Below are 23,530 nucleotides of genomic sequence, written 5' to 3'. Positions count from 1 at the left end.
ACACATCCCCCCGGTTTGGAGCACGCCATGAGCAACAGCAGCAAGATGCCGCCTGCCAGCAGCGCGCCCACTCAGGACAGCGCCACGGCAGAACCGCATTTTCTCGGCACACGGATTCGTGGGTTGCGTAAACGTCGGGGCATGACCTTGGCAGAACTGGCGCAGATGAGCGAGCTGACGGCGGGGTACATCAGCCAGCTGGAACGGAATCTGGCCTATCCGTCCATTCCTGCCCTGTTCAATATCGCCCGTAGCCTGGGTGTGACCATTCAGTGGTTCTTTGCCAGTGAAGGCAATACGGCCCCTGAAGATGATGGCGTTGTGGTGCGCAAAAACACTCGGATGAGCGTGCACTATGAGGACGGGATTGTGGATCAGTTGCTGACACCGCAGCCGAACCGGCAACTGGAGATGCTGCATTCACGGTTTCCGCCCGGGACTTACAGCCAGCAGAGTTACAGCCATGAAGGGGAAGAGGCTGGGTATTTGCTGTCGGGGAGTTTTGAGTTGTGGGTCGGGGAGCGTTATTTCCAGCTAAGTGAGGGGGATAGTTTCAGCTTTTCGAGCCAGGAGCCACATCGGTATGGGAACCCTGGGGAGGTGGATGCGGTGGTGATTTGGGTGATTACACCGCCTTCGTTTTGAGGGTTCGGCAGCCGTCCCAGTGATTGATGGATTCAGTATCACTGCATAAAAACCGGCGTTTTGCCGGTTTTTCTTTTGAGCATTCGGTTACAACCACCCGAACCCTTTTCCCATGACTGCCGCCAAACCCAGCGCGGCAGTAATCAAAGCGCCGAACAGTAATCGAAAATCCGTTCGAGCGTCTTTCCGCTGCTCACGAAAATCTATGCGGATGTCACCGAGATCACGCCGGACGTACTCGATATGCGTTTCAAGTTGGGATACACGCGGTTCCAATGGGTTTTCTCCTGGAGGACCTGGTGGTCTTCGTCCATGATCTTCTCCGCCACTCCTTTTGTTGTTTGGGAAGCGGTCGGGGTAATGCTCATCAAGGTTTACCAGCACAAAAGGCTCACTCATCGCAGACCTCCAGCGCAACGGTTTTGCTGCCGTCTTCGACGACGATATCTGCCAGCACATTGAGCGAATGCAGGCGAATAAATCCACAGTACTTGCAGTTGAGCATCACTGCCGGCGTACCGGACCGTAGATACTCATTGCCACGCGCCCAAAGCAATCCAACGCCTGTTGCTCCGGCCTGGAGTGGAAGTTCCCACTCATCATGTTCACAGAACGGGCACTCGGTATTCTTTATCCGCTGTTTGAAAATGTTGGCCAACCGCCCGGTATCCAGATGCAGCTCCCTGAGCACTGGCTTGTCTCGTAAAACCCCGGTCTGATCATCACCCTGAAAACCATCTTCACTGCTGCTGTACATCGCTACCTCCTCCTTGAGGGAATAAATCATCGATTAACCGATCAACCAGAAGATGGTGCGTAACGTCCAGCCACCTGCTCGACCGCGAAGTCATAACTGATGCCTTCGCTGAAAACTGAATATACCTTCGATCAATCTCGGACGTATCCGCGTAGGAAGTAGGACGATTCGCTTGTTTGTGTCAGCCCGGAGTTGTCCTGTGGGATCCGTCCACTTGGTCCTGTTTCGAAGCTGTCCAGCGTGAGGGTCACAGGTCTCTTTGATGAGTAGGATCTTCGGTTGGCAAAGTCAGTGGCCATTCCGGCGTTGCACCGGAATCGTTGCCAGGTTTTGTTTGAGATCGGGAAATTATCGGGGCTACCAGTCCCAACACACCTCTTTCAATCAGTGAAAGAAGTCCAAATGTAATGAAGCCAAAAATCAGGCCGACAACGAGGATGCTCAATGGGTGAATTTGCACGGCGTCGGAGCTGTCCAGCATGTAGAGAAAAGCCTGGGCAGCGACGGCCACGCAGGCCGCAAGGGCTGCTATCAGCTTGATAAACAACCAAAGCCGCCGCCATCTGTTCATGCTCTTCCCCGCTATCCGGTGATTTAGCTCTTTATTGCATGATAGCTAATGACCTTGATTCAAAGTGATTCCGCACAGCATTGTTGTAATCTTCGACGCGATGGCCGAGCTCCTCTCCCCTGAATAAACCGAAACCTCAGAAACGAAGGAGCCCCGTCACTTCTCAGTGACGAGGCTTCTTGAATTTATTGCTGAGTACCGTGTATAGCGCTACGGAACTGCCTCAACAATTGCCTGCAGGATCGGCTCGATGCTGATTAGCATGGGGGTACCACCCGTGATATCTGGTTCGCTCAGGGATTGAAATCCCAACGATTCATAATATGAAACGGCGTTCGGTGCAGCGTCCAGATACAGGCCCTTGATAGGCACCTCTTTGTGGACCTTAACCGCTTGTATGAATGTGTGCCTCAGAATTTCCTGACCGATTCCAAGCCCCTGAAATCGACGATCCACACCAAACATCACCATTCTCACAACGGGCAGTTGAGATGACAGGTTCGACTTCTTGATGGCGGCTTTCGCAAGCGCCTTGTCAAGGTGACCCAGCGTGAGCGTACCAAAGCCGACGACTTCTCCCAACGGATTGATCGCTCCAATGCCTCGGATGTTCTCGCTCTTTAAGGCACGCTTCAAGCCGCTCTTATAGTACTCATTCATCATGACAAGCCCACAATCGAAATCTTTCAGATAGTGGTAAGACTCAAAACGAGCTTGTAAATTGGGGTCTATTTCATAAGCCGGAATCGCTGTTGTCCCCATGCTTCCTTCTCATCAGGTTAAGTAGTCCAAGCGTTGGAGCCGTATCCTCATTAAGGATCTCCAGAGCCCGGGCATAGGCTTGTTCCGACATTTCGATACGTCGATGTTTTTCCATCACCTCCTCTGCCTTCTCGAAGGCAGAGGAAATAATGAACGAGGTCATATCAAGCCCCGAGATTGAAGCGGCCTTACGGATGAACTCTTTAGCGACATCCGTGGTTTTGAGTTCAAGCCGAGCATTTTTTGGTGCTTTGAGTATTTCGTTAATTTCTAACATAAGGTCTACCCGATTTCGGAGAGAGTGTTCCCCTACTGAGTGTCATTTTGTTGCTGTCCACGCTCAGAAACATGGGAAGGGCTTTGAGCGATGTACGGATGCTAGCCGTACACAGTGAGAGATGTCAAATGCCACCCGTACAATAACCGTACACTCCTGCGCGGCCCATTATTAAAACATCAGCCACAAAAAAGCCCCGTAACTTTTCAGCTACGGGGCTTTTTCTATGTAATGGCGGAGAGATAGGGATTCGAACCCTAGGTACCGGTGAAGGTACAACGGATTTCGAATCCGTCCCATTCGGCCACTCTGGCATCTCTCCAACGGCGCGCATCATAACAACACTTTCGCCGGAAGCGAACCCCCTAAGCGAAATTTTTCCGTGCTATCAGATGCTTGCGTCGATTAAAGCGGTACGCCCAGACGATTGGCAACTTCTTCGTAGGCTTCGATGACGTCACCGAGGCCCTGACGGAAGCGGTCTTTGTCCATTTTCTTGCCGGTAGCCTTGTCCCACAGACGGCAGCCGTCCGGGCTGAATTCGTCGCCCAGGACGATGGAGCCGTCGGAGAAGACGCCGAATTCGAGTTTGAAGTCGACCAGCAGCAGGCCAGCGTCGTCGAACAGTTTGCTCAGGACTTCGTTGACCTTGAGCGACAGTTCTTTCATGCGAACCAGCTGCTCGGCGGTGCCCCAACCGAACGCCACAACGTGGGATTCGTTGATGAACGGGTCGCCCTTGGCGTCGTCCTTCAGGAACAGTTCGAAGGTGTAAGGGTTGAGCTTCATGCCTTCTTCGACGCCCAGGCGCTTGACCAGGCTGCCGGCGGCGTAGTTACGCACGACGCACTCGACCGGAATCATGTCGAGTTTTTTCACCAGGCATTCATTGTCGCCCAGCAGTTTGTCGAATTGGGTCGGCACGCCGGCAGCTTCGAGTTTCTGCATGATGAAGGCGTTGAACTTGTTGTTCACCATGCCTTTGCGGTCGAGCTGCTCGATGCGCTTGCCGTCGAACGCCGAGGTGTCGTTGCGAAACAGCAGGATCAAGCGGTCAGCGTCGTCGGTCTTGAAAACCGATTTGGCTTTGCCGCGGTAGAGTTCTTCACGTTTTTCCATGATGGGCTCCGCTTGCTAAGTAGGTGGGCTAGGCGATGTGTCGCCAGTCGAGCCCTGAATCTTGATCGGCCAGTTGCAGCCAGTCCGGGTCGCACCCGAGGGTGTCGACAAAACATTGCCGGGCCAGCTGCGGCAGGTTGTTCTTGCTGCTCAGATGGGCCAGGACCAGGTGTTGCAGGCCTTGCCAGCCCAACTCAGACACCAGGAATGCCGCCTGGTGGTTGTTCAAATGTCCCAGTTCACCGCCCACCCGCTGCTTCAGGAAGTACGGGTAGTGACCGCGAGCCAGCATGTCACGGCAATGGTTGGACTCGATCATCAACGCATCGAGGTCCCGATAGCCGTCCAGCACTTTGTTGCAATAAGAACCCAGGTCGGTCAGCAGGCCGAAGCGCCGCTCACCGTCGCTGAACACGTATTGCGTCGGTTCCTGTGCATCGTGGGCCACGGCAATGACGCCGATGCTCAGTGCGCCGATCTGCAGTTGCTCGCCGCCAGCCAGAAGGCCAGCCGGTTCAATCGGTTTGCGCATCCCGCGCAGGGTCCCGCGACTGAGGTAGACAGGCAGATTGTAGCGCCGAGACAGCAAACCCACGCCATGCACGTGGTCGGCATGTTCGTGGGTCACGAGTATCGCGCTCAGCTGCGCAGGGTTCACACCCAGGCGCAGCAGGCGTTTTTCGGTTTCCCGCAGGGAGAAACCACAATCCACCAGCACATACGTGTCAGCGCTGGCTATCAGCGTGCCGTTCCCTTGGCTACCGCTGCCGAGAACGGCAAAACGCATGTGATCAGCCCAGGTTGTCCTGAATCACGCTCAACACTTTGCGCGCCACTTCTGCCGGCGCCACGGTGTTGATGTTTTTCTCGACGGTGACCTGGACGTTGTCGCCAACCTTGCTCAGGCGAACCTGATAACGCTCGGCACGGGCTTCAACTTCTTCCTTGCTCGGCGCGCTGCCGAACAGGCTGCTGAAGAAGCCAGGCTTCTCGTCTTTCTTCTCGGCTTTTTCCGAGAGGTTGATGTAGTACAGGCCCAGGCTGCGGTTGATGTCTTCAACGCGCCATTCGCCCTGTTCCAACGCACGACCGACGCTCGACCAGGCACGGTCCAGGTCATTGCCGACGTTCAGAACCGGGTTACCGCTGCCGTCTTCGCTCAGGCTGACACGACTTGGCGTATCGAAATCACGCGAAGCCAGCATGGAGACCGAACCGCCCTTCTCCGAGATGCGGCTCATGCTTGCGAGCATGTCGTCGACCAGTGCCGCATCCAGGCCAGTGTTGACCGAACGGTTGGTGAAAGCCACGTCGGCGGTGCTGCCGGCAGGACGTTCGGCGCTGACCACGTAGACTTCACTGGTGTTGCGCTGTACGCCCGGCTCGATACGCACCCGAACGCGGGTTTCGCTGTCGGTGCTGATACCGGCTGCGCTCAGGCGCTTGGCCATCGCTGCCGACAGTTCGTCGGAATGCTGCCAGGTGGTGGTGAATTCGCCGGTTTGCGGCTTCTGTTCATCCAGACGGTAACCGTTGTCCTGGAAGAACTGCACAGCCACTGGCCAGACTTCGGCGGGTGGATTCTGGGCCAGGATCGAACTCGAATCACCGCTCTTCTGCAGCGAGTAGGCGCTGGCGTCAGCCGATGCCGACAACGGCTGTGGACGCGGCACGATGTACTCGCCCTTGGCGGTGTCATCCGCGACGTTGCGCGGGATCGGCAGCAGCGGATCCAGACGTTTGGCGGTGCTGACGTCCGGTGGCAATTGCATAGGTGCAGTCTGTTGCGCTTCCAGGTAATCGCTACCACGGTCACGGAAATAACCTTCCGGGCCCCAGACCCATCCGCAGCCACTGGTGCTGGAGATAATCAAGGCAAGTGCGGAAAGTCCGGCCAATCGCTTCATGCGTAGTGCTTCCTCAATTAAACCAGTACGCCGGACTGGCGCATGGCCTGCCGCAGCGGTTCGTGACAGGCAGCGCTGAGCCAGGTGAGCGGCAGACGGATACCGTCCGGCATCAAGCCCATTTCATGCAGTGCCCATTTCACGGGGATAGGGTTGGATTCGATAAACAGGGTTTTATTGAGCGGCATCAGCTTTTCGTGAATGGCGCGGGCCGTGACGGCGTCGCCTTTCAGCGCAGCGTTGCACAGGTCGCTCATGTCGCGCGGGGCGACGTTGGCAGTGACCGAGATGTTGCCTTTGCCGCCGAGCAGGATCAGTTCGACTGCGGTGGCGTCGTCACCGGACAGCACCACAAAGTCTTCGCTGACGCCGTCGATGATGGCTTTTGCACGGGCCAGGTCGCCGGTGGCTTCCTTGATACCGATGATGTTTTTCACGGTCGAGAGGCGGATCACGGTTTCGGTCAGCATGTCGCAGGCCGTACGGCCCGGCACGTTGTAAAGGATCTGCGGGATGTCGACGGCTTCTGCGATGGCCTTGAAGTGCTGGTACAAGCCTTCCTGGGTCGGCTTGTTGTAGTACGGCGTGACCAGCAGGCAAGCATCGGCGCCGGCGGTCTTCGCATTGGTGGTCAGCTCGATCGCTTCGCGCGTCGAGTTGGCGCCGGTCCCGGCGATCACCGGAATGCGCCCTGCCACCTGCTTCACCACGTAACGAATCACTTCGATGTGCTCGTTCACGTCAAGGGTGGCCGATTCGCCTGTAGTGCCGACCGCCACGATCGCGTGGGTGCCGTTCTGCAGGTGAAAGTCCACCAGTTTGCTCAGGCTGTCCCAGTCGAGACGACCTTGTGCATCCATGGGTGTGACCAGTGCCACCATACTGCCCGCAATCATGCAACCGCTCCTGCCGGAAAAAGAGAGCGGTAATGGTACTGGCGCCAAGATGCTTGTACAAGCGAAGTACTGCGCTGCTGCCATTCCCCTTGGCGCTGCTTTTCGCTACCCTTCAGACTTTGATCGGTACTGATAAGCTCGCACACCGGGTTTCAGCCTCCATTTTCGGCATCACAAGCCCCGATCCAGCGTTGCCGCCCCTCGCTCCTGCCTTGATGGAGCACGTTGCAACCTTCGGCCCGGGTTTTCTGAATTCGCATCCGCAGGCTCGCCCCCGGCAGTAAAAGCCCGTAAAAGTATCGACCGCTCATCGCTTTAGGAATGCTGCATGTCCACCCCCACAGTTCGCGAACAATTCCTTGTCATCAGTGCCCTCGGCGCCAACCCCATGGAGCTGACTAACGTCCTGTGCCGCGCCAGCCATGAAAACCGCTGCGCCGTGGTCACCTCTCGCCTGACCCGTCACGGCGAGTGCAGCGCGTTGATCCTTGAAATCTCCGGCAGTTGGGACGCCCTGGCTCGCCTGGAAGGCAGCCTGCCAAGCCTCGCCAAAAAGCACGCATTCACCGTTAACGTGGTGCGCAGCGCGGCGCTGGAGAATCGTCCTCAGGCCCTGCCTTACGTCGCTTATGTCAGCTCGGCGTATCGCTCGGACATCATCAACGAACTGTGCCAGTTCTTCATGGACCACAACGTCGAGCTGGAAAACCTGACCTGCGACACGTATCAGGCGCCGCAAACCGGCGGCACCATGCTCAACGCCACGTTTACCGTGACCTTGCCGGCCGGCGTGCAGATCAGCTGGCTGCGCGATCAGTTCCTGGATTTCGCCGACGCGCTGAATCTGGACGCGCTGATCGAACCGTGGCGCCCACAGAACCCAATGTAAGGAAGCTTTCATGGCCGTTGCCATCGACCAACCGGTTGCCGACTTCGAAGCACCCGCCACCAATGGACAGACCGTCAGCCTCGCGGGCCTCAAAGGCAAGCAAGTAGTGATCTACTTCTATCCGAAGGACAGCACGCCGGGCTGCACCACTCAGGGCCAGGGCTTTCGCGATCAGCTGGACGCCTTTAAAGCGGCCAACACCGAAGTTTTCGGCGTGTCGCGCGACAGCCTGAAATCCCACGAAAACTTCAAGGCCAAGCAAGCGTTCACCTTCGAGCTGATCAGCGACAAGGAAGAAGCGCTGTGCCAGTTGTTTGATGTGATCAAGCTGAAGAAGCTATATGGCAAGGAATACATGGGCGTTGATCGCAGCACGTTCCTGATCGATAAGGATGGCGTGCTGCGTCAGGAATGGCGCGGCGTGAAGGTGCCGGGGCATGTGGATGCGGTGTTGGCGGCCGCACAGTCCCTTAACAAAGCCTGATATTTTTGGCGTCTGTTCGGACGCTATCGCGAGCAGGCTCGCTCCCACAGTTGACCGAGTTGAACAGACTGACGCGGTCTAATGTGGGACCGAGCCTGCTCGGGATGAGGCCATCTGCCCCACCGCCTCATACAGTCTGACCTTTAAAGCAACGGCGCCACCACCGGCTCTTTGCGCGGCCATGCGTCCAGTACGGCCTTGAATAAGGTTGCCAGCGGAATCGCAAAGAACACCCCCCAAAATCCCCACAACCCGCCAAACAACAGCACCGCACAGATAATTGCCACCGGATGCAAATTCACCGCCTCCGAAAACAACAGCGGCACCAGCACATTCCCGTCCAGCGTCTGGATAATCCCGTAGACCGCCATCAAGTAAATGAACTGATCGCTCCAGCCCCACTGGAACAGCGCAATCAGCAGAACCGGCACGGTCACCACCACCGCCCCGACATACGGGACCACCACCGACACGCCTACCAGCAACGCCAGCAGTGCTGCGTAGTTGAGCCCCAGCACAACGAAACCGATATAGGTCACACCACCGCAGATGAAGATCTCAATGACCTTTCCGCGAATGTAGTTGGCAATCTGCCGGTTCATCTCGTGGGCAACCCGGGTAATCAACGCCCGTTCTCGGGGCAGATAACCGCGCACCCACTGGCCGATCATCTCGCGGTCCTTGAGAAAGAAGAACACCAGGATCGGCACCAGCACCAGGTAGATCATGATGTTCACCAGCAATGGCAAGCTCGACAGCGAGAACGTCAGCGCCCATTGACCGAACTTGCCGATCTCGCCGCGCGCCACTTCGATGGCCTGCAGTACTTGCTCATCAGACACCAGATGCGGATAACGCTCAGGCAGCAGTAACAGCAGCGACTGCCACTTGGCGAGCATCCCCGGCAGTTCATTGAACAGCGTGATCAGCTGATGCCAGAGCAACGGCACCACGACAATCATGAACACCAGCAGAACGCCCATGAACAACGCAAAAACCAGCCCCACTGCCACCCCACCGGGCATGCGCAGGCGCTCGAGCGTGACGACCAGGCCTTGCATCAGATACGCCAGGACCATCCCCGCCAGTACCGGCGCGAGCATGCCGCCCAGTGTGAGTACGGCCGTGAAAGCCAGAAACAGCAGCACGGCCAGCACCACGGCTTCTTCGTCGGAAAAGTAGCGCTGAATCCAGTCGCGTAACACCTTGAACATCAATAATCCTTAGAAACGAACGCAGCAGATTTCAGGCTTTTTTCAACCAGTAGCGGTAAACGCCCGCTTCATCTTCTTCACGAAGCAGCGTATGACCGGCCAATCGGGCAAAGGTGCGGAAGTCGCGCTGAGATCCCGCGTCGGTAGCGATCACCTTGAGCACCGCGCCACTGGCCATTTTGTTGAGTTCCAGCTTGGCCTTGAGGAGCGGCAACGGACAATTCAGACCGCTGGCGTCCAGTTCCAGGTCATGGGCTACAGCGTCGGTCATTGCGTCACTCCGGGTCAGGTGGTTGAGCGGCTTAGAATATCTGGTCCGAAGCGTACTGTCCGGCTACAGTAAGGTCTTTGTCGACTAAGGCTTTGTGCATGACTTTTTTGCGCCCTACCCTGCTGACGCTCGCTTGCCTGCTCGCCTCACCGGGCTTCGCCGACGACCTGCCGTCACTCGGCGACGCCAGTTCTGCCATTGTCTCGCCGCAACAGGAATACCAATTGGGCCGTGCGTGGCTGGCACTGTTGCGCAGCCAGGTCTCGCAACTCAACGATCCGCAGCTCAAGGATTACGTCGAATCCAGCGTCTACCGACTGGTGGAAACCAGCCAGGTCAATGACCGACGCCTGGAGTTCATCCTGATCAACAGCCCGCAGCTCAACGCCTTTGCGGCGCCAGGCGGGATCGTCGGGGTCAACGGCGGTCTGTTCCTCAATGCGCAGACCGAGGGCGAATACGCTTCGGTACTGGCGCACGAATTGGCTCACTTGTCGCAACGCCACTTTGCCCGTGGCGTTGAAGCCCAACAGCGCATGCAAGTGCCGATGATGGCTGCCCTGCTGGCCGGTATTGTCATTGCGGCTGCCGGTGCCGGCGACGCCGGGATCGCGGCCATTGCGGGTACTCAGGCGGCGGCGATTCAGGAACAACGACGCTTCTCACGTCAGAATGAACAGGAAGCCGACCGCATCGGCATCGTCAACCTGGAAAAGGCCGGTTACGACCCGCGCTCGATGCCGACCATGTTCGAGCGGTTGATGCGTCAATACCGCTTCGACGCCAAGCCGCCGGAATTCCTCCTGACTCACCCGGTGACCGAATCCCGGATCGCCGACACCCGCAACCGCGCCGAACAGGCAAAACCGGGCGGCATCGAAGACACGATGCGTTATCAGCTGATTCGTGCACGCGTTCAGCTGGTCTATGAAGAAACCCCAGGCCTGGGCGCCAAGCGTTTCCGCGCGCAGCTCGACGAGAACCCGAAAAACGACGTCGCCCGGTATGGCCTGGCGATTGCCCAGATCAAGGGTGGCCAGCTGAATGAAGCTCGCGAGAACCTCAAGCTGCTGCTGGCCAAATCACCGAACGAGATTATCTACAACCTGGCGCAGGTCGATCTGGACATCACCAACAATCGTCTGCCCGATGCTCAAACACGGGTTGACCGGATGCTGACCCAATACCCGGGTAACTATCCGCTGAACCAGGTGCGTGTCGATCTGCTGCTGAAACAAAACCGTGCCGCCGATGCCGAGAAGGCGCTGGAAGGGTTGCTCAAGTCGCGCCCGGATGATCCGGACGTGTGGTATCAAGTGGCCGAGACGCGCGGTCTGTCAGGCAACATCATCGGCCTGCATCAGGCTCGCGCGGAGTACTTTGCCCTGGTTGGCGATTATCGTCAGGCCATTCAACAACTGGACTTCGCCAAGCGCAAGGCCGGCACCAACTTCCCGTTGTCGTCGCGTATTGACGCCCGGCAACGTGAGTTGATGGAGCAGGAGCGCATGGTCAAGGACATGATGGGCTGACCTGCTTCAGCAACACAAAAGCTTCAGGCACAAAAAAACCGCCTCTTTCGAGGCGGTTTTTTATTCAGCCGACAACCGGTTTATTCAGCCAGTTTGAAGGTGATGAAGCTGGCACGACCTTGACGCAGAACCCGCATGGATACCGAGCGATTCTTCGGCAGTGCCTTGGCAATTTCAGCGAATTCTTTGCTGTCGTTGATTGCCTGGTTGTTCAGGTGAGTGATCACATCATTAGGCTGCAAGCCGATGAGCGATGCCGGACCGTCCTGGACTTCCTTGATCACCACACCACCTTTGAGGTCGTAGGTTTTCTTTTGCTCAGCGGTCAGATCCGCGACGGCAACGCCGAGACGGTTGCTGTTGGTTTCAACGCCTGACTTGAGTTTCGAGTCCAGTTCCTTGCCTTCGTCAGGGATCGCGCCGACCGTGAGCTCGACATTCTTGCGCTTGCCGTCGCGAATCACTTCAAGCTTGGCCTTCTCGCCTTCTTTCAGTGCGCCCACCAGGTGCGGCAGATCGGCTGACATGACGATCGGTTGCCCGTTCATGCTCAGGATCACGTCGCCGACTTGGAGGTCACCCTTGGCAGCCGGGCCATCTTCCTGGATCTGGGCCACCAGCGCACCGGACGGCTTCTCAAGACCGAACGACTCCGCCAGATCCTTGTTCACTTCCTGAATCACTACCCCCAACCAGCCACGGCTGACTTTGCCGCCACTTTTCAGCTGATTGGAAACGTCCATTGCCACATCGATAGGGATCGCGAACGAAACGCCCATGAAGCCACCGGAGCGGGTGTAGATCTGCGAGTTGATCCCGACCACTTCACCGGCCAGGTTGAACAGCGGACCACCGGAGTTACCCGGGTTGATCGGCACGTCAGTCTGAATGAACGGCACATAGTTTTCGTTCGGCAGGCTACGACCGACAGCGCTGACGATGCCTTGGGTCACGGTATGGTCGAAACCGAACGGCGAGCCGATCGCCACCACCCACTGACCGGCCTTCAGATCCTGGGATTTACCCAGTTTCAGGACTGGCAGATCCTTGCCTTCGATTTTCAGCAACGCCACGTCGGAACGTGGATCCGTACCAACCAGCTTGGCTTTCAACTCACTGCGATCGGACAGACGAACGAGAATTTCGTCGGCATCGGCGATCACGTGGTTGTTGGTCAGGATGTAGCCATCTGGCGAGATGATGAAACCGGAGCCCAGGGACTGCGCCTCGCGCTGACGATCACCGCGAGGCGAGCGTGGCTGCTGCGGCATGCCACGCTCGAAGAACTCGCGCAGCGCTGGCGGCAAGCCTTCAAGGTCTGGCATCTGACCGGACACTCGACGGTCCGGCAGTTTTTGCGTGGTACTGATGTTCACCACCGCAGGCGAGGCTTGCTCGACCAGTTGGGTGAAGTCAGGCAATTCGACGGCCTGAGCAGTGACCGCCTGACCGAGGACCAGCACGGTGGCAAAAATGGAAAGATAAGTCTTCAAGCGTGGTATCGACATACGGCTCCCGTTACGACGAGCATGGTTAAGCGATATGGAGCAAGGAACACCGGGAAAGATACGCCGGTATTTTTGTTCCGGGAACAACAAAACAAGGCCAGAGCCGTGAGGCTCTGACCTATAGAAAAATTCAGGTTTTTTTGCAAATTGAAATGCTCACCAAACATTTCGGTATCAGCTCACTACTTGGTTGCAGTGGCATCGGAGCGCATGGACAGCGCAATCCGTTCAGCGGTACCAATCGGAATCTCACCGACAACGGTCACCATCATCTCGCCTTGAGGGGTCGTCAAGCGACGAGAAACAGCAACGGTCGGGCCTAACTGGGTGCGGGTGTCGGTGATAGCCGCACCGTTCAATGGCTCCAGGAATACCGAGAACCGCGCCAGACCATCGTCATACATCAGACTGTTGACCTGGGTTTTAGTCTCTGGATCCTTGCGGGCGCTGCTGCTGGTCAACTCGAAACCGGGTGGAAGCCAGTCCGAATGCCAGACCTGGGCGGCTTTTACGGCGGAAGCCTTGTCACCGTCGAGATTGACTGCCTTGCAATCGTCGCCTGCCTGCAAGTCGCGGTCAGACGGCATATTGTCGGTATTCAGTTGAGTGAACTGGAAGCGCTCCAGCAATTGCCCCTTGTCATTGAGTAACAATGACTTCAGCGGCAAGCCGGTCTCTTTATCAAGGTGAAGCTCAAACCCGTAACGATGCTGATCACGTGGCGTCAGTGAAACAATCACTGCCGCACGCCCAGCCACACGCGACTTGCCAATCACGGCAAGGTCATACCAATTCTTCAGCTTTTGTGGATCGAGTGCACGACCAGAGGAGTTGGGGGAATCCCCAAGCCCTGCTATCAGGGTGCCGCTGACGCATTGAGTATGCCCATCAATGCGCACGACTTCCTGTGCTGAGCCGTCGAGCTGGAGTAATCGCTCGCGGACCTTGCCATCCTGGACGCGGTGCCAGATGTTATGGGTAGAAAAACTACCGTTACGCTCGTAAACAAAAGTGCCTTGAAAGCTTTGCTGTTGCTCGGCCTGACCAAGACGGGTCAACCAGTCCTGGGCTTCATCGGCGTGGGCTGGAACAACAAACCAGCCACCGAGCAGAAGCGAAAGTAGAGGTATGGCGCGCATGATCCTCCTTAACGGTTTTCCAGGCTTGCTGCACGAGCATAAGGCAGAGCGCTTTCAGTACCTTTCAGTGCAGCTTGTTGAGCATGTTGGCGCAAGTACCCTGGCAGACGCTGATCGTGCCAGCCTGGCTGACCTTGCAATACGCCGTTGGCCATAGGGCCAGTGGCTTCCGAACTCTCATTGTAGCCTGCCAATACAGCTGGACCCTTGACCTGAGGAACGGCCAGACCCGGTTGAGTGGACCGCTGAGCCAGTTCGACACCAGCGATCTCGTCCTGGTTGTACAGACGCACACCTGCCAGCACAGCAACGGTCACCGAGGCAGCAACAGCCAAACGACCCAGGCTGCGCCATGGACCACGGGAAACTTTTGCCGGTACGGCTTCGTCGGCCAAAGCAGCAGAAACTGCCGCGGCGATGTCCAGACGTGGAAGCAGCAGATCCTTGTGCATAACTGCCCGAGCGATTTGATAACGAGCCCAGGTTTCACGGGTTTCAACATCGTCAAAGGCATTCAATACCCGACGCAATTCCAGTTCGTCCGCTTCGTTATCCATCACTGCGGACAGCGATTCCTGCAGGGCTTCACGACTCATGGCGTTCCTCTCTTGGCTATCGCCGCTGTCTCAGTTTTCCTGCAACAACGGCTGCAGGGCTTTATCGATGGCTTCCCGAGCGCGGAAAATCCGGGAGCGCACGGTACCCACCGGACATTGCATGACTGCCGCAATGTCCTCGTAACTCAGACCATCGAATTCACGTAAAGTTAAAGCCGTACGCAAATCTTCTGGCAGTTGCTGGATGGTTCGATGGACGGTGCCTTCGATCTCATCCCGCAGCAATGCACGCTCTGGCGACTCGAGATCCTTCAGGCCATGATCGCCATCGTAGAACTCTGCATCCTCGGAACTGACATCGCTATCCGGCGGCCGACGGCCGCGTGAAACCAGATAATTCTTCGCCGTGTTGATGGCGATGCGGTAAAGCCACGTATAAAACGCGCTGTCTCCGCGAAAATTTCCAAGTGCGCGGTATGCCTTGATAAAGGCTTCCTGTGCCACATCCTGGGCTTCATGGGTGTCGTGCACGAAACGCACGATCAACCCGAGAATTTTGTGCTGGTATTTCAGCACTAGCAGATCGAAAGCTCGCTTGTCGCCGCGTTGAACGCGCTCGACGAGCTGCTGATCCTCTTCCTGGGTTAGCATGAACACTCCTCGATAAGCTCGGAGGAGGCTTGCATAACTAAACGACCAGACTTGCAAACATAGACTCGGGCTTTTCGCAAAAGTTCTCCCCCTCCAAGCAAGTTTCCTGCGGGCTCTGATTTGGCACGCACGAAAAGCGCAGCTCGGCATGACCCGGCTGCGCGAATAATCTTGTCATCGGATTCAATCGCAAGGACCAAACCGCTAGTCCCGTCCTGAAACCGACACTGTCCTTCTTTTCAGGCACCGTCTATTGATCTTGGGCCTTTGGCAAAAGTTCCAAATATTTATAGCCGGACGAAAGGGACATTGTGCAACCGTGAACAGAAAAAGACTGTTAAATCGTTGATACAGTCGCCTTGTCGCCTAACCGTCCAAAAAACCATCCGACGAAGCGTCAAGGATTTTCCGTCACAGTAGTTTCACAATGCCATATGCGCTCGGGTATTGTGCCGCTCCCCCCCTCTATATACTAGTGGGCTGTGTGGCTGCCTTGACTCGCCGTTCCAGCAGTCTTGCGCCAACCCCGACCCGGGTCGCTTTGAGCGGAATCCTGAAATGAGCCAACAGTTTCAACACGATGTTCTGGTCATTGGCAGCGGCGCTGCCGGTTTGAGCCTTGCGCTGACCTTGCCCGGTCATTTGCGCATCGCCGTACTGAGCAAAGGCGACCTCGCCAACGGCTCGACATTTTGGGCCCAGGGCGGCGTCGCTGCCGTTCTGGATGACACCGATACTGTCGAATCCCACGTCGACGACACCCTCAATGCCGGCGGTGGGCTCTGCCACGAAGACGCCGTGCGTTTTACCGTCGAGCACAGTAAAGAAGCCATTCAATGGCTTATCGATCAAGGCGTACCGTTTACCCGCGACGAACAATCCGGCACCGAAGACGGTGGATTCGAATTTCACTTGACCCGCGAAGGCGGTCACAGTCATCGACGTATCATTCATGCCGCCGATGCCACGGGCGCAGCGATCTTCAGAACTTTGCTCGCCCAGGCCAGACTGAGACCGAATATCGAACTGCTGGAACAGCGGGTCGCCATCGACCTGATCACCGAAAAACGCCTGGGCCTGGAAGGCGATCGCTGCCTGGGTGCCTACGTGCTGAATCGCAGCACGGGCGAAGTCGACACCTACGGCGCACGGTTCGTGATCCTCGCCTCCGGCGGCGCGGCCAAGGTCTACCTGTATACCAGCAACCCCGACGGCGCCTGCGGTGATGGCATCGCCATGGCCTGGCGTTCCGGCTGCCGGGTGGCAAACCTGGAATTCAACCAGTTCCATCCGACCTGCCTTTATCACCCGCAGGCCAAGAGTTTCCTGATTACCGAAGCCCTGCGTGGCGAAGGTGCGCACCTGAAGCTGCCCAACGGCGAGCGGTTCATGCAACGCTTCGATCCGCGTGCCGAACTCGCGCCCCGGGACATCGTCGCCCGCGCCATCGACCATGAGATGAAACGCCTGGGTATCGACTGCGTCTATCTGGACATCAGCCACAAGCCCGAAGCGTTCATCAAGACGCACTTCCCGACGGTGTATGAACGCTGCCTGGAGTTTTCCATCGACATCACCAAGCAACCGATCCCGGTGGTTCCTGCGGCGCACTACACCTGCGGCGGCGTGATGGTCGATCAGAACGGTCGCACCGACGTGCCGGGACTGTATGCCATTGGCGAAACCAGCTTCACCGGCCTGCACGGCGCCAACCGCATGGCCAGCAACTCGCTGCTGGAGTGCTTCGTTTACGCCCGTTCGGCGGCGGCGGACATACTGGATCAGTTGCCGCAGGTTTCGATTCCGATCGCCCTGCCCGTCTGGGATGCAAGCCAGGTCACCGATTCCGACGAAGACGTGATCATTGCACACAACTGGGATGAACTGCGGCGATTCATGTGGGACTACGTTGGCATCGTGCGCACCAACAAACGCTTGCAACGCGCGCAGCATCGCGTGCGGCTGTTGCTGGACGAGATTGACGAGTTCTACAGCAACTATAAGGTCAGTCGGGATTTGATCGAGTTGCGCAACCTGGCCCAGGTGGCGGAGCTGATGATCCAGTCAGCCATGGAGCGCAAGGAAAGTCGCGGTCTGCATTACACCCTCGACTACCCGAACCTGCTGCCGGTCGCACTGGACACTATTCTGGTGCCGCCCACCTACGCCGACTGAACTTGAGTCGAACCCGCAGGCGTCGGTGCACATCTGCCGCCTGCGAATCGTGGGGAACGCAGATCGATCTAACCCGTCGTTCGCCTCGCAGTCGATAACGCAGCACCACGACCAACGGCAGCGCCAGGCTGTCCGGAAGCAACTGCACCGGTTGCCAACCCGCCACTTGATTCCACAACTGCCAGCCATCGGCATCGCGACGCAAGCCGCGAAATGCCATTGGATGTGTCAGCAAAATCTGCCGCGGCAGCAGCCAGACGCCGTGAATTACACACAGCGTAATACCGAGCAAAAGCGCCCAGACTGGAATAGAAAGAAGAAACAACGAACCCAGCGCGAACAGCTGGGCCACAAGATATGCCGCCAGCAACTGCCGCGAGGCATGCCAGCGGCATTCGAACGCATTACTTGGGCTGGACACGATCCAGGATCATGCGAACCATGCGCTGAAGTTCCGGATCTTCCGATTCGGCGCGTTCCATGAACCAGCCGAACATGTCCTGGTCTTCGCATTCAAGCAGCTTGCGGTAGCAATCGCGGTCGACGTCGTTGAGGTGCGGGTAGACCTCTTTCACGAATGGCACCAGCAACACGTCAAGCTCGAGCATGCCACGGCGGCTGTGCCAGTAGAGGCGATTCAGTTCAACATCTTCGACCATGGAGCGCTCCTCAAATAGGCGGCAAGTATACAGCCCCAGACACGGTCGAACAGTCGGCTTTGGTCGGGCGCCATCGATCCTTTGTGAACTACCCATTTCGAGAGCGCCCCCTTATGATGTCCCCCAGACTCTTTACCCTGCGATGACCCATGGCCGATTCTGCTTTTTTCTGCACCCTGTCCCATGAAGGCGTTCTTGCAGTCCGCGGCGCGGACGCCAGCAAATTCCTGCAAGGCCAATTGACCTGCAACCTCAATTACCTGAGCGACACCCAGGCCAGTCTCGGCGCCCGCTGCACGCAGAAAGGCCGGATGCAATCGAGTTTCCGCATTCTGCTTGAAGGTGACGGCGTTCTGCTGGCGATGGCCACCGAATTGCTCGAACCGCAGTTGGCGGACCTGAAAAAGTACGCCGTGTTCTCCAAATCCCGACTGACCGATGAAAGCGCCGCCTGGGTGCGCTTCGGCCTTGATCATGGCGATACCGCACTGAGCAGCCTGGGTCTTGAGCTGCCGACAGACACCGACAGCGTCGCGCGCCATGAAGGCCTGATCGCCATTCGCGTCTCGCCGGATCGCGCCGAACTGTGGGTCGCGGTCGATCAGGCCGATACCATTAAAGGCAAGCTGTCCGCCCTGTTGAGTGAAGGCGATCTGAATCAATGGCTGCTGGGCCAGATCCGCGCAGGGATCGGCCAGGTCATGCCGAGCACTCGCGAGTTGTTCATCCCGCAGATGCTCAACCTGCAAGCCGTCGGTGGCGTGAGTTTCAAAAAGGGTTGTTATACCGGCCAGGAAATCGTCGCGCGCATGCAGTACCTGGGCAAACTCAAGCGCCGCTTGTATCGCCTGACACTCGATGCCAGCGAATTGCCCGAGCCCGGCACCCAACTGTTTTCCCCGTCCCACGGCAGTTCTATCGGCGAAGTGGTACTGGCCGCCAAAACCGGGCAACACATTGAACTCCTGGCCGTGTTGCAAGCCGAAGCAGCAGAGGGTGGCGATATTCATCTGGGCACCCTCGAAGGGCCAGCCTTGCACCTGCTAGACCTGCCTTATCAACTGGATCGCGATCGCGAAATCCAGCGTTAACCGCAGCACTTGTTGCAACACCCTAGAGAAAAGAAATGAGCGAGCTGGCGGATAAGGTCCAACAGGATTTGGTTGAGGCCATCGATAACGATGACCTGGTTCTGCCAACATTACCGGAAGTAGCCTTGCAGATTCGCAAGGCCGCTGAAGATCCGGAGATCAGTGTCAGTACCCTGAGCAAAGTGATCGGCCGTGATACGGCGTTGTCGGCGCGCCTGATCAAAGTGGTCAACAGCCCGCTGCTGCGCGCGACTCAGGAAGTGACTGACCTGCACACGGCGATCACACGACTGGGCGTCAACTACAGCAGCAATCTGGCGATCGGCCTGGTGATGGAACAGATTTTCCATGCCCGCTCGGAGGTGGTGGAACAGAAAATGCGCGATGTCTGGCGCAAAAGCCTGGAAATCGCCGGCGTCAGCTATGCGCTGTGCCGTAGTTACACACAACTCAAACCTGATCAGGCAGCCCTCGGCGGGCTGGTGCATCAGATTGGCGTGTTGCCTATTCTGACCTACGCCGAAGACCATTATGAATTGCTGTCTGATCCGGTCAGCCTCAACCATGTCATCGACCGCATTCACCCCTTGATCGGCGACAAGCTGCTCAGGGTCTGGGAATTTCCGGAAATGCTGGTGCAGTTGCCAGGGCTGTACCTGGACTTCAAACGCCAGTCCGAGCGGGTCGATTATGTCGATCTGGTTCAGGTGGCCAGCCTGTATTGCCATAAAGACACCGACCACCCGCTGGCCCGCATTGATGCGTTCAGCGTGCCGGCCTTCAAGAAACTGGGGATCGATCCGGAGAACGAGGCGATGTGCCGGGATCTGGAAGAGTCGCGGTCGATGTTTTACTGAATTCTGTGGCGAGGGAGCTTGCTCCCGTTGGACTGCGCAGCAGTCCCCTTCTTTTCCAGGTATGGAGTGGGACCGCTTCGCGGCCCAGCGGGAGCAAGCTCCCTCGCCACAGATGGGGTTCTCACTCTCCGGCAATAAAACTCACCCGCACCTTCAAACCCGCCTGTTCACCATCGTGAAGACTGATCTGCGCCAGGTGCGCGCGACATATTTCGCCGACAATCGCCAACCCCAGCCCTGAGCCAGCGACCTGCTGATTGCGCCGGTAAAAGCGCTCGAACACCCGATCCCGCTCATCAATCGGAATCCCCGGCCCGTCATCCTCGACCTCCAGCACCGCCGGCGCCGTGACCCGCAGAATCACATTGCCGCCCGGCGGCGTATGCGCGAGGGCGTTGTCTACCAGATTGCTCAGCAGTTCGTTCAACAGCGTCGGCTCACCGCGCAGCCACACCGGTTCGTCCGCCTCCAACGCCAGGGCTACGCCGCGTGCGTGGGCCAACGGCGCCATGGCCATACCCAGTTCGCGCGCCAACTGACTCAGATCCAACAACTGCGCGCCGCCTTCGGCAATCGCCCGGGCCCCGTTTTCTACCCGCGCCAGCGAAAGCAATTGATTGGCCAGGTGAGTCAAGCGATCCGTGCCCTGGGCAGCGGTTTCCAGGGTACTGCGCCAGGTTTGCGGTTCGTTTGAGCGCAGGCCCAGTTCGAGTCGCGCCTTGAGCGCCGCCAACGGCGTACGCAGTTCATGGGCGGCATCGGCGATGAACTGCGCCTGCCGCTCGAATTGTCCGCGCAGGCGCTCGGTAAAGTGATTGAGCGCGCGCACCAGCGGCCACAATTCATGCTGCACTTCCACCAGCGGCAATGGCCGCAAATCATCCGGCTGACGCTCCTCCACTGCTGTGCGCAAGCGTTCCAGTGGACGTAACGCCGCGCTGACCGCAAACCACACCATGAGCAATGCACCGACCGCCAGCATGCCCAAACGCAGCAAGGTGTCCGCCGCCAGACTGCGAGCCATGGCGACCCGGGCCTCGTCGGTTTCTGCCACGCGGATTTCTGCCATGCCGTTCATGTTCGGCTCGCTCACGGGTTTGAGCAGGCTTACCACGCGGACGTTTTGCCCACGGTATTGGGCGTTATAGAAACGTGCCAGTGCCGGATAGTCATCGGTACGCGGGGTTCCCGGGGGCGGCGGCGGGAGGTTTTCGTAACCGGAAATCAGCTTCTGATTGATGTCGTTGACCAGATAGAAGATGCGCCCGGCACTGTCGTAGGCGAAGGTATCGAGGGCCACGTAAGGCACGTCGGCGCTGAGACTGCCATCGCGCTGGGACACGCCTGCGGCAATGGTCCGCGCCGACGCCAGCAGAGTCCGGTCATAAGCCGTGTCGGCGGCTTCGCGACCATTCCAGTACGCGCTCAAACCACTGGCCAGCATTAATACCACCAACAACAGCGCGAGGTTCCACAACAACCGCCAGCGCAGGCTGCTGGGCTTATGCATCGCGGCTTTCCAGCAAATAGCCGAGGCCGCGGAAGGTCACGATGGCGACGGGTTGGCCATCGAGTTTCTTGCGCAGGCGGTGGACGTAGATTTCGATGGCGTCCGGGCTGGCTTCTTCATCCAGGCCAAACACCTGGGAGGCGAGCTGCTCTTTGCTCATCACCCGACCGGGCCGGGCGATCAACGCTTCAAGAACCGCCTGTTCGCGGGAAGTCAGGGTCAGCAATTCTTCACCGAGGGTGAAGCGCCGGGTGTCCAGGTCATAGGCCAGCACGCCGCAGCGCTGCTGACGCTCACCGCCCAGCACACTGCGCCGCAGCAAGGCTTTGACCCGTGCTTCGAGTTCGGTCAGCTCGAACGGTTTGGCCAGGTAATCATCAGCACCGAGGTTGAGCCCGTGAACCCGGTCCTTGACGTCGCTGCGGGCGGTCAGCATCAGCACCGGCAGGTTTTTGCCCCTTGCTCGCAAACGCGCCAACACTTCGAAACCATCCATGCGCGGCAAGCCCACATCGAGAATCGCTACCGCGTATTCCTCGCTGCTCAAGGCCAGATCGGCTGCCACGCCGTCGTGCAGCACATCCACGGTCAGCCCGGTGCTCTTGAGCGCCTGGGCGACACTTTCGGCGAGCTGCAGATGGTCTTCGACGAGCAGGACACGCATGGATCTTTACCTCATTCAGGGATGGTCGACGCCATTCTTCGGCGCGGAGTTTACAGCCGCATCCGCCGCTGTGAAGCCTGAAAACTGTGAAAGCCAACTGAAAGGTTAGTGAAAGGTTGGCCCGTTAGAGTCGGCCCACGGATGGTTTCGACTGCGGACCACCCGATCGTGCTTTGAAATGTAGCTCCCGAAAAACGCCTTGATGCGTTTTCGCCAATAAGAACAATAACGAGGTACTGCACCATGCTGGCCAGACAGCTTCAGGTTTACCCGCCCCGCCCGTTTTTTCAATCCCCATCGTTCACGCTTGTCAGCGCCGATACCGGCTGCACGACGCGAAACCGTCGCACCTGAAACATCCCCAAAAACAAAAACTCCCGTGGAGACAACAATGAATCGATCACTGCGCCGTTTCGCCCTCGCCGCCAGCTGCATGCTGTTCGCCGGTCAACTGATGGCTGAGCCAAAACGCCCTGAATGCATCGCCCCGGCCTCGCCTGGCGGCGGTTTCGACCTGACCTGCAAACTGGCGCAAAGCGCGCTGGTGAACGAAAAACTGCTGACCAAACCGATGCGCGTGACCTACATGCCCGGCGGTGTCGGCGCGGTGGCGTACAACGCGGTGGTCGCTCAGCGTCCGGCCGACGCCGGCACGTTAGTGGCGTGGTCCAGCGGTTCGCTGCTGAACCTGGCCCAGGGCAAGTTCGGTCGTTTCGATGAAACCAACGTTCGCTGGCTGGCTGCCGTTGGCACCAGTTACGGTGCTATCGCGGTGAAAAGCGATTCGCCCTACAAGTCCCTGGACGATCTGGTCCAGGCGCTGAAGAAAGATCCGAGCAAAGTGGTGATCGGCTCCGGCGGCACCGTCGGCAGCCAGGACTGGATGCAGACCGCGCTGATCGCCAAGGCCGCCGGGATCAACCCGCGCGACCTGCGTTACGTCGCCCTCGAAGGCGGCGGTGAAATCGCCACCGCCCTGCTCGGCGGCCACATCCAGGTCGGCAGCACCGACATTTCCGACTCCATGCCGCACATCCAGAGCGGCGATATGCGCCTGCTGGCGGTGTTCTCCGAGAAGCGTCTGGACGAGCCGGAAATGAAAGACATTCCAACCGCCAAAGAGCAAGGCTACGACATCGTCTGGCCAGTGGTTCGCGGTTTCTACCTCGGGCCAAAGGTCAGCGACGAAGACTACGCCTGGTGGAAAGAGGCCTTCGACAAACTGCTGGCGTCCGAAGACTTCGCCAAGCTGCGCGATCAGCGTGAGCTCTTCCCGTTCGCCATGACCGGCCCGGAACTGGACACCTACGTGAAGAAGCAAGTGTCGGATTACAAAGTGCTGGCCAAAGAGTTCGGCCTGATCCAGTGATCGCCTCTTTCTAGTGGTGGCGGCCC

At 58.0% G+C, this 23,530-nt stretch carries 27 protein-coding genes and 1 tRNA gene; 8 read left to right on the top strand and 20 right to left on the bottom strand.

Annotated features, from left to right (window positions below):
• Window positions 1-45: 45 nt before the first annotated feature.
• Window positions 46-645: a cupin domain-containing protein gene (locus ACRC4F_RS18020; RefSeq protein WP_438660574.1), complete on the top strand. Its 600-nt coding sequence runs from the start codon at window positions 46-48 to the stop codon at window positions 643-645.
• 87 nt (window positions 646-732) lie between these two features.
• On the opposite strand, the gene ACRC4F_RS18015 is transcribed toward ACRC4F_RS18020, so the two are convergent.
• The 10 genes from ACRC4F_RS18015 to dapA all read right to left on the bottom strand — a co-directional run bounded on the left by ACRC4F_RS18015 (window position 733) and on the right by dapA (window position 6,934).
• Window positions 733-1,044, bottom strand: a complete 312-nt coding sequence (locus ACRC4F_RS18015) for a hypothetical protein (protein WP_438660565.1) — start codon at window positions 1,042-1,044, stop codon at window positions 733-735.
• A complete protein-coding gene (locus tag ACRC4F_RS18010) occupies window positions 1,037-1,402 on the bottom strand; it encodes a hypothetical protein (protein ID WP_438660564.1) in 366 nt (121 codons plus the stop codon). Before ACRC4F_RS18010 ends, ACRC4F_RS18015 begins: the two co-directional genes overlap by 8 nt.
• A 247-nt stretch (window positions 1,403-1,649) precedes the next feature.
• Window positions 1,650-1,973 (bottom strand): hypothetical protein, encoded by a 324-nt coding sequence (locus tag ACRC4F_RS18005; RefSeq protein WP_438660563.1) that lies wholly within the window; start codon window positions 1,971-1,973, stop codon window positions 1,650-1,652.
• A gap of 210 nt (window positions 1,974-2,183) precedes the next feature.
• Window positions 2,184-2,735, bottom strand: a complete 552-nt coding sequence (locus ACRC4F_RS18000; protein ID WP_438660562.1) for a GNAT family N-acetyltransferase — start codon at window positions 2,733-2,735, stop codon at window positions 2,184-2,186.
• Entirely contained in the window at window positions 2,707-3,012 is a 306-nt protein-coding gene (locus ACRC4F_RS17995; RefSeq protein ID WP_438660561.1) for a DUF1778 domain-containing protein, read from the bottom strand. Before ACRC4F_RS17995 ends, ACRC4F_RS18000 begins: the two co-directional genes overlap by 29 nt.
• 232 nt (window positions 3,013-3,244) lie before the next feature.
• Window positions 3,245-3,334 (bottom strand) — tRNA-Ser (locus ACRC4F_RS17990).
• An 83-nt stretch (window positions 3,335-3,417) separates the two neighbouring features.
• Complete coding sequence (gene purC, locus ACRC4F_RS17985) at window positions 3,418-4,131, bottom strand: phosphoribosylaminoimidazolesuccinocarboxamide synthase (RefSeq protein ID WP_008034929.1); 714 nt, start codon at window positions 4,129-4,131, stop codon at window positions 3,418-3,420.
• Between the two features lie 28 nt (window positions 4,132-4,159).
• The gene (locus ACRC4F_RS17980) at window positions 4,160-4,918 is read right to left on the bottom strand and encodes an MBL fold metallo-hydrolase (protein WP_008153089.1); all 759 of its coding nucleotides are present in this window, start codon (window positions 4,916-4,918) and stop codon (window positions 4,160-4,162) included.
• A gap of 4 nt (window positions 4,919-4,922) precedes the next feature.
• On the bottom strand, window positions 4,923-6,038 hold the full coding sequence (gene bamC, locus ACRC4F_RS17975; protein ID WP_438660560.1) for an outer membrane protein assembly factor BamC: 1,116 nt from the start codon (window positions 6,036-6,038) through the stop codon (window positions 4,923-4,925).
• Window positions 6,039-6,055: 17 nt separating this feature from the next.
• On the bottom strand, window positions 6,056-6,934 hold the full coding sequence (gene dapA, locus ACRC4F_RS17970; RefSeq protein WP_438660559.1) for a 4-hydroxy-tetrahydrodipicolinate synthase: 879 nt from the start codon (window positions 6,932-6,934) through the stop codon (window positions 6,056-6,058).
• A 328-nt stretch (window positions 6,935-7,262) separates the two neighbouring features.
• Here dapA and ACRC4F_RS17965 point away from each other — a divergent pair, with 328 nt between their 5' ends.
• Together ACRC4F_RS17965 and ACRC4F_RS17960 are read left to right on the top strand one after the other, a co-directional pair.
• Window positions 7,263-7,823, top strand: coding sequence for a glycine cleavage system protein R (locus tag ACRC4F_RS17965; protein ID WP_008034925.1), 561 nt, complete (start codon window positions 7,263-7,265; stop codon window positions 7,821-7,823).
• A 10-nt stretch (window positions 7,824-7,833) separates the two neighbouring features.
• Window positions 7,834-8,307: a peroxiredoxin gene (locus ACRC4F_RS17960; RefSeq protein ID WP_438660558.1), complete on the top strand. Its 474-nt coding sequence runs from the start codon at window positions 7,834-7,836 to the stop codon at window positions 8,305-8,307.
• A gap of 143 nt (window positions 8,308-8,450) precedes the next feature.
• On the opposite strand, the gene ACRC4F_RS17955 is transcribed toward ACRC4F_RS17960, so the two are convergent.
• Entirely contained in the window at window positions 8,451-9,521 is a 1,071-nt protein-coding gene (locus ACRC4F_RS17955) for an AI-2E family transporter (RefSeq protein WP_438660557.1), read from the bottom strand.
• A 31-nt stretch (window positions 9,522-9,552) separates the two neighbouring features.
• Window positions 9,553-9,792, bottom strand: coding sequence for a sulfurtransferase TusA family protein (locus ACRC4F_RS17950; RefSeq protein ID WP_059406676.1), 240 nt, complete (start codon window positions 9,790-9,792; stop codon window positions 9,553-9,555).
• A gap of 98 nt (window positions 9,793-9,890) precedes the next feature.
• Here ACRC4F_RS17950 and ACRC4F_RS17945 point away from each other — a divergent pair, with 98 nt between their 5' ends.
• On the top strand, window positions 9,891-11,324 hold the full coding sequence (locus ACRC4F_RS17945; RefSeq protein ID WP_438660556.1) for a M48 family metalloprotease: 1,434 nt from the start codon (window positions 9,891-9,893) through the stop codon (window positions 11,322-11,324).
• Between the two features lie 80 nt (window positions 11,325-11,404).
• Here the strand turns inward: ACRC4F_RS17945 and ACRC4F_RS17940 are convergent, their stop codons facing one another.
• The 4 genes from ACRC4F_RS17940 to rpoE all read right to left on the bottom strand — a co-directional run bounded on the left by ACRC4F_RS17940 (window position 11,405) and on the right by rpoE (window position 15,179).
• On the bottom strand, window positions 11,405-12,832 hold the full coding sequence (locus tag ACRC4F_RS17940; protein ID WP_438660555.1) for a DegQ family serine endoprotease: 1,428 nt from the start codon (window positions 12,830-12,832) through the stop codon (window positions 11,405-11,407).
• A gap of 182 nt (window positions 12,833-13,014) precedes the next feature.
• The gene (locus ACRC4F_RS17935; RefSeq protein ID WP_438660554.1) at window positions 13,015-13,971 is read right to left on the bottom strand and encodes a MucB/RseB C-terminal domain-containing protein; all 957 of its coding nucleotides are present in this window, start codon (window positions 13,969-13,971) and stop codon (window positions 13,015-13,017) included.
• A gap of 8 nt (window positions 13,972-13,979) precedes the next feature.
• The gene (locus ACRC4F_RS17930) at window positions 13,980-14,567 is read right to left on the bottom strand and encodes a sigma-E factor negative regulatory protein (protein WP_438660553.1); all 588 of its coding nucleotides are present in this window, start codon (window positions 14,565-14,567) and stop codon (window positions 13,980-13,982) included.
• Between the two features lie 30 nt (window positions 14,568-14,597).
• Window positions 14,598-15,179 carry an RNA polymerase sigma factor RpoE gene (gene rpoE / locus ACRC4F_RS17925; RefSeq protein WP_007944079.1) on the bottom strand — a complete coding sequence of 194 codons (582 nt, stop codon included), beginning with the start codon at window positions 15,177-15,179 and terminating at the stop codon, window positions 14,598-14,600.
• Between the two features lie 558 nt (window positions 15,180-15,737).
• On the opposite strand from rpoE, the gene nadB reads away from it, so the two are divergent.
• On the top strand, window positions 15,738-17,354 hold the full coding sequence (gene nadB, locus ACRC4F_RS17920) for an L-aspartate oxidase (RefSeq protein ID WP_438660552.1): 1,617 nt from the start codon (window positions 15,738-15,740) through the stop codon (window positions 17,352-17,354).
• Here nadB and ACRC4F_RS17915 read toward each other — a convergent pair.
• Both ACRC4F_RS17915 and ACRC4F_RS17910 read right to left on the bottom strand, forming a co-directional pair.
• Window positions 17,323-17,775, bottom strand: coding sequence for a protein YgfX (locus ACRC4F_RS17915; protein ID WP_438660551.1), 453 nt, complete (start codon window positions 17,773-17,775; stop codon window positions 17,323-17,325). The two genes, nadB and ACRC4F_RS17915, sit on opposite strands and share 32 nt — an antisense overlap.
• Complete coding sequence (locus ACRC4F_RS17910; protein ID WP_007944081.1) at window positions 17,759-18,013, bottom strand: succinate dehydrogenase assembly factor 2; 255 nt, start codon at window positions 18,011-18,013, stop codon at window positions 17,759-17,761. Before ACRC4F_RS17910 ends, ACRC4F_RS17915 begins: the two co-directional genes overlap by 17 nt.
• A 149-nt stretch (window positions 18,014-18,162) precedes the next feature.
• On the opposite strand from ACRC4F_RS17910, the gene ygfZ reads away from it, so the two are divergent.
• Together ygfZ and ACRC4F_RS17900 are read left to right on the top strand one after the other, a co-directional pair.
• Window positions 18,163-19,104, top strand: coding sequence for a CAF17-like 4Fe-4S cluster assembly/insertion protein YgfZ (ygfZ, locus tag ACRC4F_RS17905; RefSeq protein ID WP_438660550.1), 942 nt, complete (start codon window positions 18,163-18,165; stop codon window positions 19,102-19,104).
• A 35-nt stretch (window positions 19,105-19,139) separates the two neighbouring features.
• Complete coding sequence (locus tag ACRC4F_RS17900; RefSeq protein WP_438660549.1) at window positions 19,140-19,961, top strand: HDOD domain-containing protein; 822 nt, start codon at window positions 19,140-19,142, stop codon at window positions 19,959-19,961.
• A 121-nt stretch (window positions 19,962-20,082) separates the two neighbouring features.
• On the opposite strand, the gene ACRC4F_RS17895 is transcribed toward ACRC4F_RS17900, so the two are convergent.
• A complete protein-coding gene (locus ACRC4F_RS17895; RefSeq protein ID WP_438660548.1) occupies window positions 20,083-21,471 on the bottom strand; it encodes a sensor histidine kinase in 1,389 nt (462 codons plus the stop codon).
• Window positions 21,464-22,135, bottom strand: coding sequence for a response regulator (locus tag ACRC4F_RS17890; RefSeq protein WP_038358340.1), 672 nt, complete (start codon window positions 22,133-22,135; stop codon window positions 21,464-21,466). The genes ACRC4F_RS17895 and ACRC4F_RS17890 overlap by 8 nt, the downstream gene beginning before the upstream one ends.
• Before the next feature lie 391 nt (window positions 22,136-22,526).
• Between ACRC4F_RS17890 and ACRC4F_RS17885 the strand changes: the two genes are divergently transcribed.
• A complete protein-coding gene (locus ACRC4F_RS17885) occupies window positions 22,527-23,504 on the top strand; it encodes a Bug family tripartite tricarboxylate transporter substrate binding protein (protein WP_403098951.1) in 978 nt (325 codons plus the stop codon).
• The last annotated feature ends 26 nt before the right edge of the window (window positions 23,505-23,530 follow it).

This window comes from Pseudomonas sp., assembly GCF_051660785.1.
In the GTDB taxonomy this organism is placed as follows: Bacteria; Pseudomonadota; Gammaproteobacteria; order Pseudomonadales; family Pseudomonadaceae; genus Aquipseudomonas.
Note: the sequence above shows the minus strand (reverse complement) of the source record. Positions and strands in the feature narration are given on the sequence as shown.

Coding starts and splice junctions, on each gene's coding strand:
- ACRC4F_RS18020 (WP_438660574.1), top strand. CDS start 46: ATGCCGCCTGCCAGCAGCGCGCCCACTCAGGACAGCGCCACGGCAGAA.
- ACRC4F_RS18015 (WP_438660565.1), bottom strand. CDS start 1,044: ATGAGTGAGCCTTTTGTGCTGGTAAACCTTGATGAGCATTACCCCGAC.
- ACRC4F_RS18010 (WP_438660564.1), bottom strand. CDS start 1,402: ATGTACAGCAGCAGTGAAGATGGTTTTCAGGGTGATGATCAGACCGGG.
- ACRC4F_RS18005 (WP_438660563.1), bottom strand. CDS start 1,973: ATGAACAGATGGCGGCGGCTTTGGTTGTTTATCAAGCTGATAGCAGCC.
- ACRC4F_RS18000 (WP_438660562.1), bottom strand. CDS start 2,735: ATGGGGACAACAGCGATTCCGGCTTATGAAATAGACCCCAATTTACAA.
- ACRC4F_RS17995 (WP_438660561.1), bottom strand. CDS start 3,012: ATGTTAGAAATTAACGAAATACTCAAAGCACCAAAAAATGCTCGGCTT.
- purC (WP_008034929.1), bottom strand. CDS start 4,131: ATGGAAAAACGTGAAGAACTCTACCGCGGCAAAGCCAAATCGGTTTTC.
- ACRC4F_RS17980 (WP_008153089.1), bottom strand. CDS start 4,918: ATGCGTTTTGCCGTTCTCGGCAGCGGTAGCCAAGGGAACGGCACGCTG.
- bamC (WP_438660560.1), bottom strand. CDS start 6,038: ATGAAGCGATTGGCCGGACTTTCCGCACTTGCCTTGATTATCTCCAGC.
- dapA (WP_438660559.1), bottom strand. CDS start 6,934: ATGATTGCGGGCAGTATGGTGGCACTGGTCACACCCATGGATGCACAA.
- ACRC4F_RS17965 (WP_008034925.1), top strand. CDS start 7,263: ATGTCCACCCCCACAGTTCGCGAACAATTCCTTGTCATCAGTGCCCTC.
- ACRC4F_RS17960 (WP_438660558.1), top strand. CDS start 7,834: ATGGCCGTTGCCATCGACCAACCGGTTGCCGACTTCGAAGCACCCGCC.
- ACRC4F_RS17955 (WP_438660557.1), bottom strand. CDS start 9,521: ATGTTCAAGGTGTTACGCGACTGGATTCAGCGCTACTTTTCCGACGAA.
- ACRC4F_RS17950 (WP_059406676.1), bottom strand. CDS start 9,792: ATGACCGACGCTGTAGCCCATGACCTGGAACTGGACGCCAGCGGTCTG.
- ACRC4F_RS17945 (WP_438660556.1), top strand. CDS start 9,891: ATGACTTTTTTGCGCCCTACCCTGCTGACGCTCGCTTGCCTGCTCGCC.
- ACRC4F_RS17940 (WP_438660555.1), bottom strand. CDS start 12,832: ATGTCGATACCACGCTTGAAGACTTATCTTTCCATTTTTGCCACCGTG.
- ACRC4F_RS17935 (WP_438660554.1), bottom strand. CDS start 13,971: ATGCGCGCCATACCTCTACTTTCGCTTCTGCTCGGTGGCTGGTTTGTT.
- ACRC4F_RS17930 (WP_438660553.1), bottom strand. CDS start 14,567: ATGAGTCGTGAAGCCCTGCAGGAATCGCTGTCCGCAGTGATGGATAAC.
- rpoE (WP_007944079.1), bottom strand. CDS start 15,179: ATGCTAACCCAGGAAGAGGATCAGCAGCTCGTCGAGCGCGTTCAACGC.
- nadB (WP_438660552.1), top strand. CDS start 15,738: ATGAGCCAACAGTTTCAACACGATGTTCTGGTCATTGGCAGCGGCGCT.
- ACRC4F_RS17910 (WP_007944081.1), bottom strand. CDS start 18,013: ATGGTCGAAGATGTTGAACTGAATCGCCTCTACTGGCACAGCCGCCGT.
- ygfZ (WP_438660550.1), top strand. CDS start 18,163: ATGGCCGATTCTGCTTTTTTCTGCACCCTGTCCCATGAAGGCGTTCTT.
- ACRC4F_RS17900 (WP_438660549.1), top strand. CDS start 19,140: ATGAGCGAGCTGGCGGATAAGGTCCAACAGGATTTGGTTGAGGCCATC.
- ACRC4F_RS17895 (WP_438660548.1), bottom strand. CDS start 21,471: ATGCATAAGCCCAGCAGCCTGCGCTGGCGGTTGTTGTGGAACCTCGCG.
- ACRC4F_RS17890 (WP_038358340.1), bottom strand. CDS start 22,135: ATGCGTGTCCTGCTCGTCGAAGACCATCTGCAGCTCGCCGAAAGTGTC.
- ACRC4F_RS17885 (WP_403098951.1), top strand. CDS start 22,527: ATGAATCGATCACTGCGCCGTTTCGCCCTCGCCGCCAGCTGCATGCTG.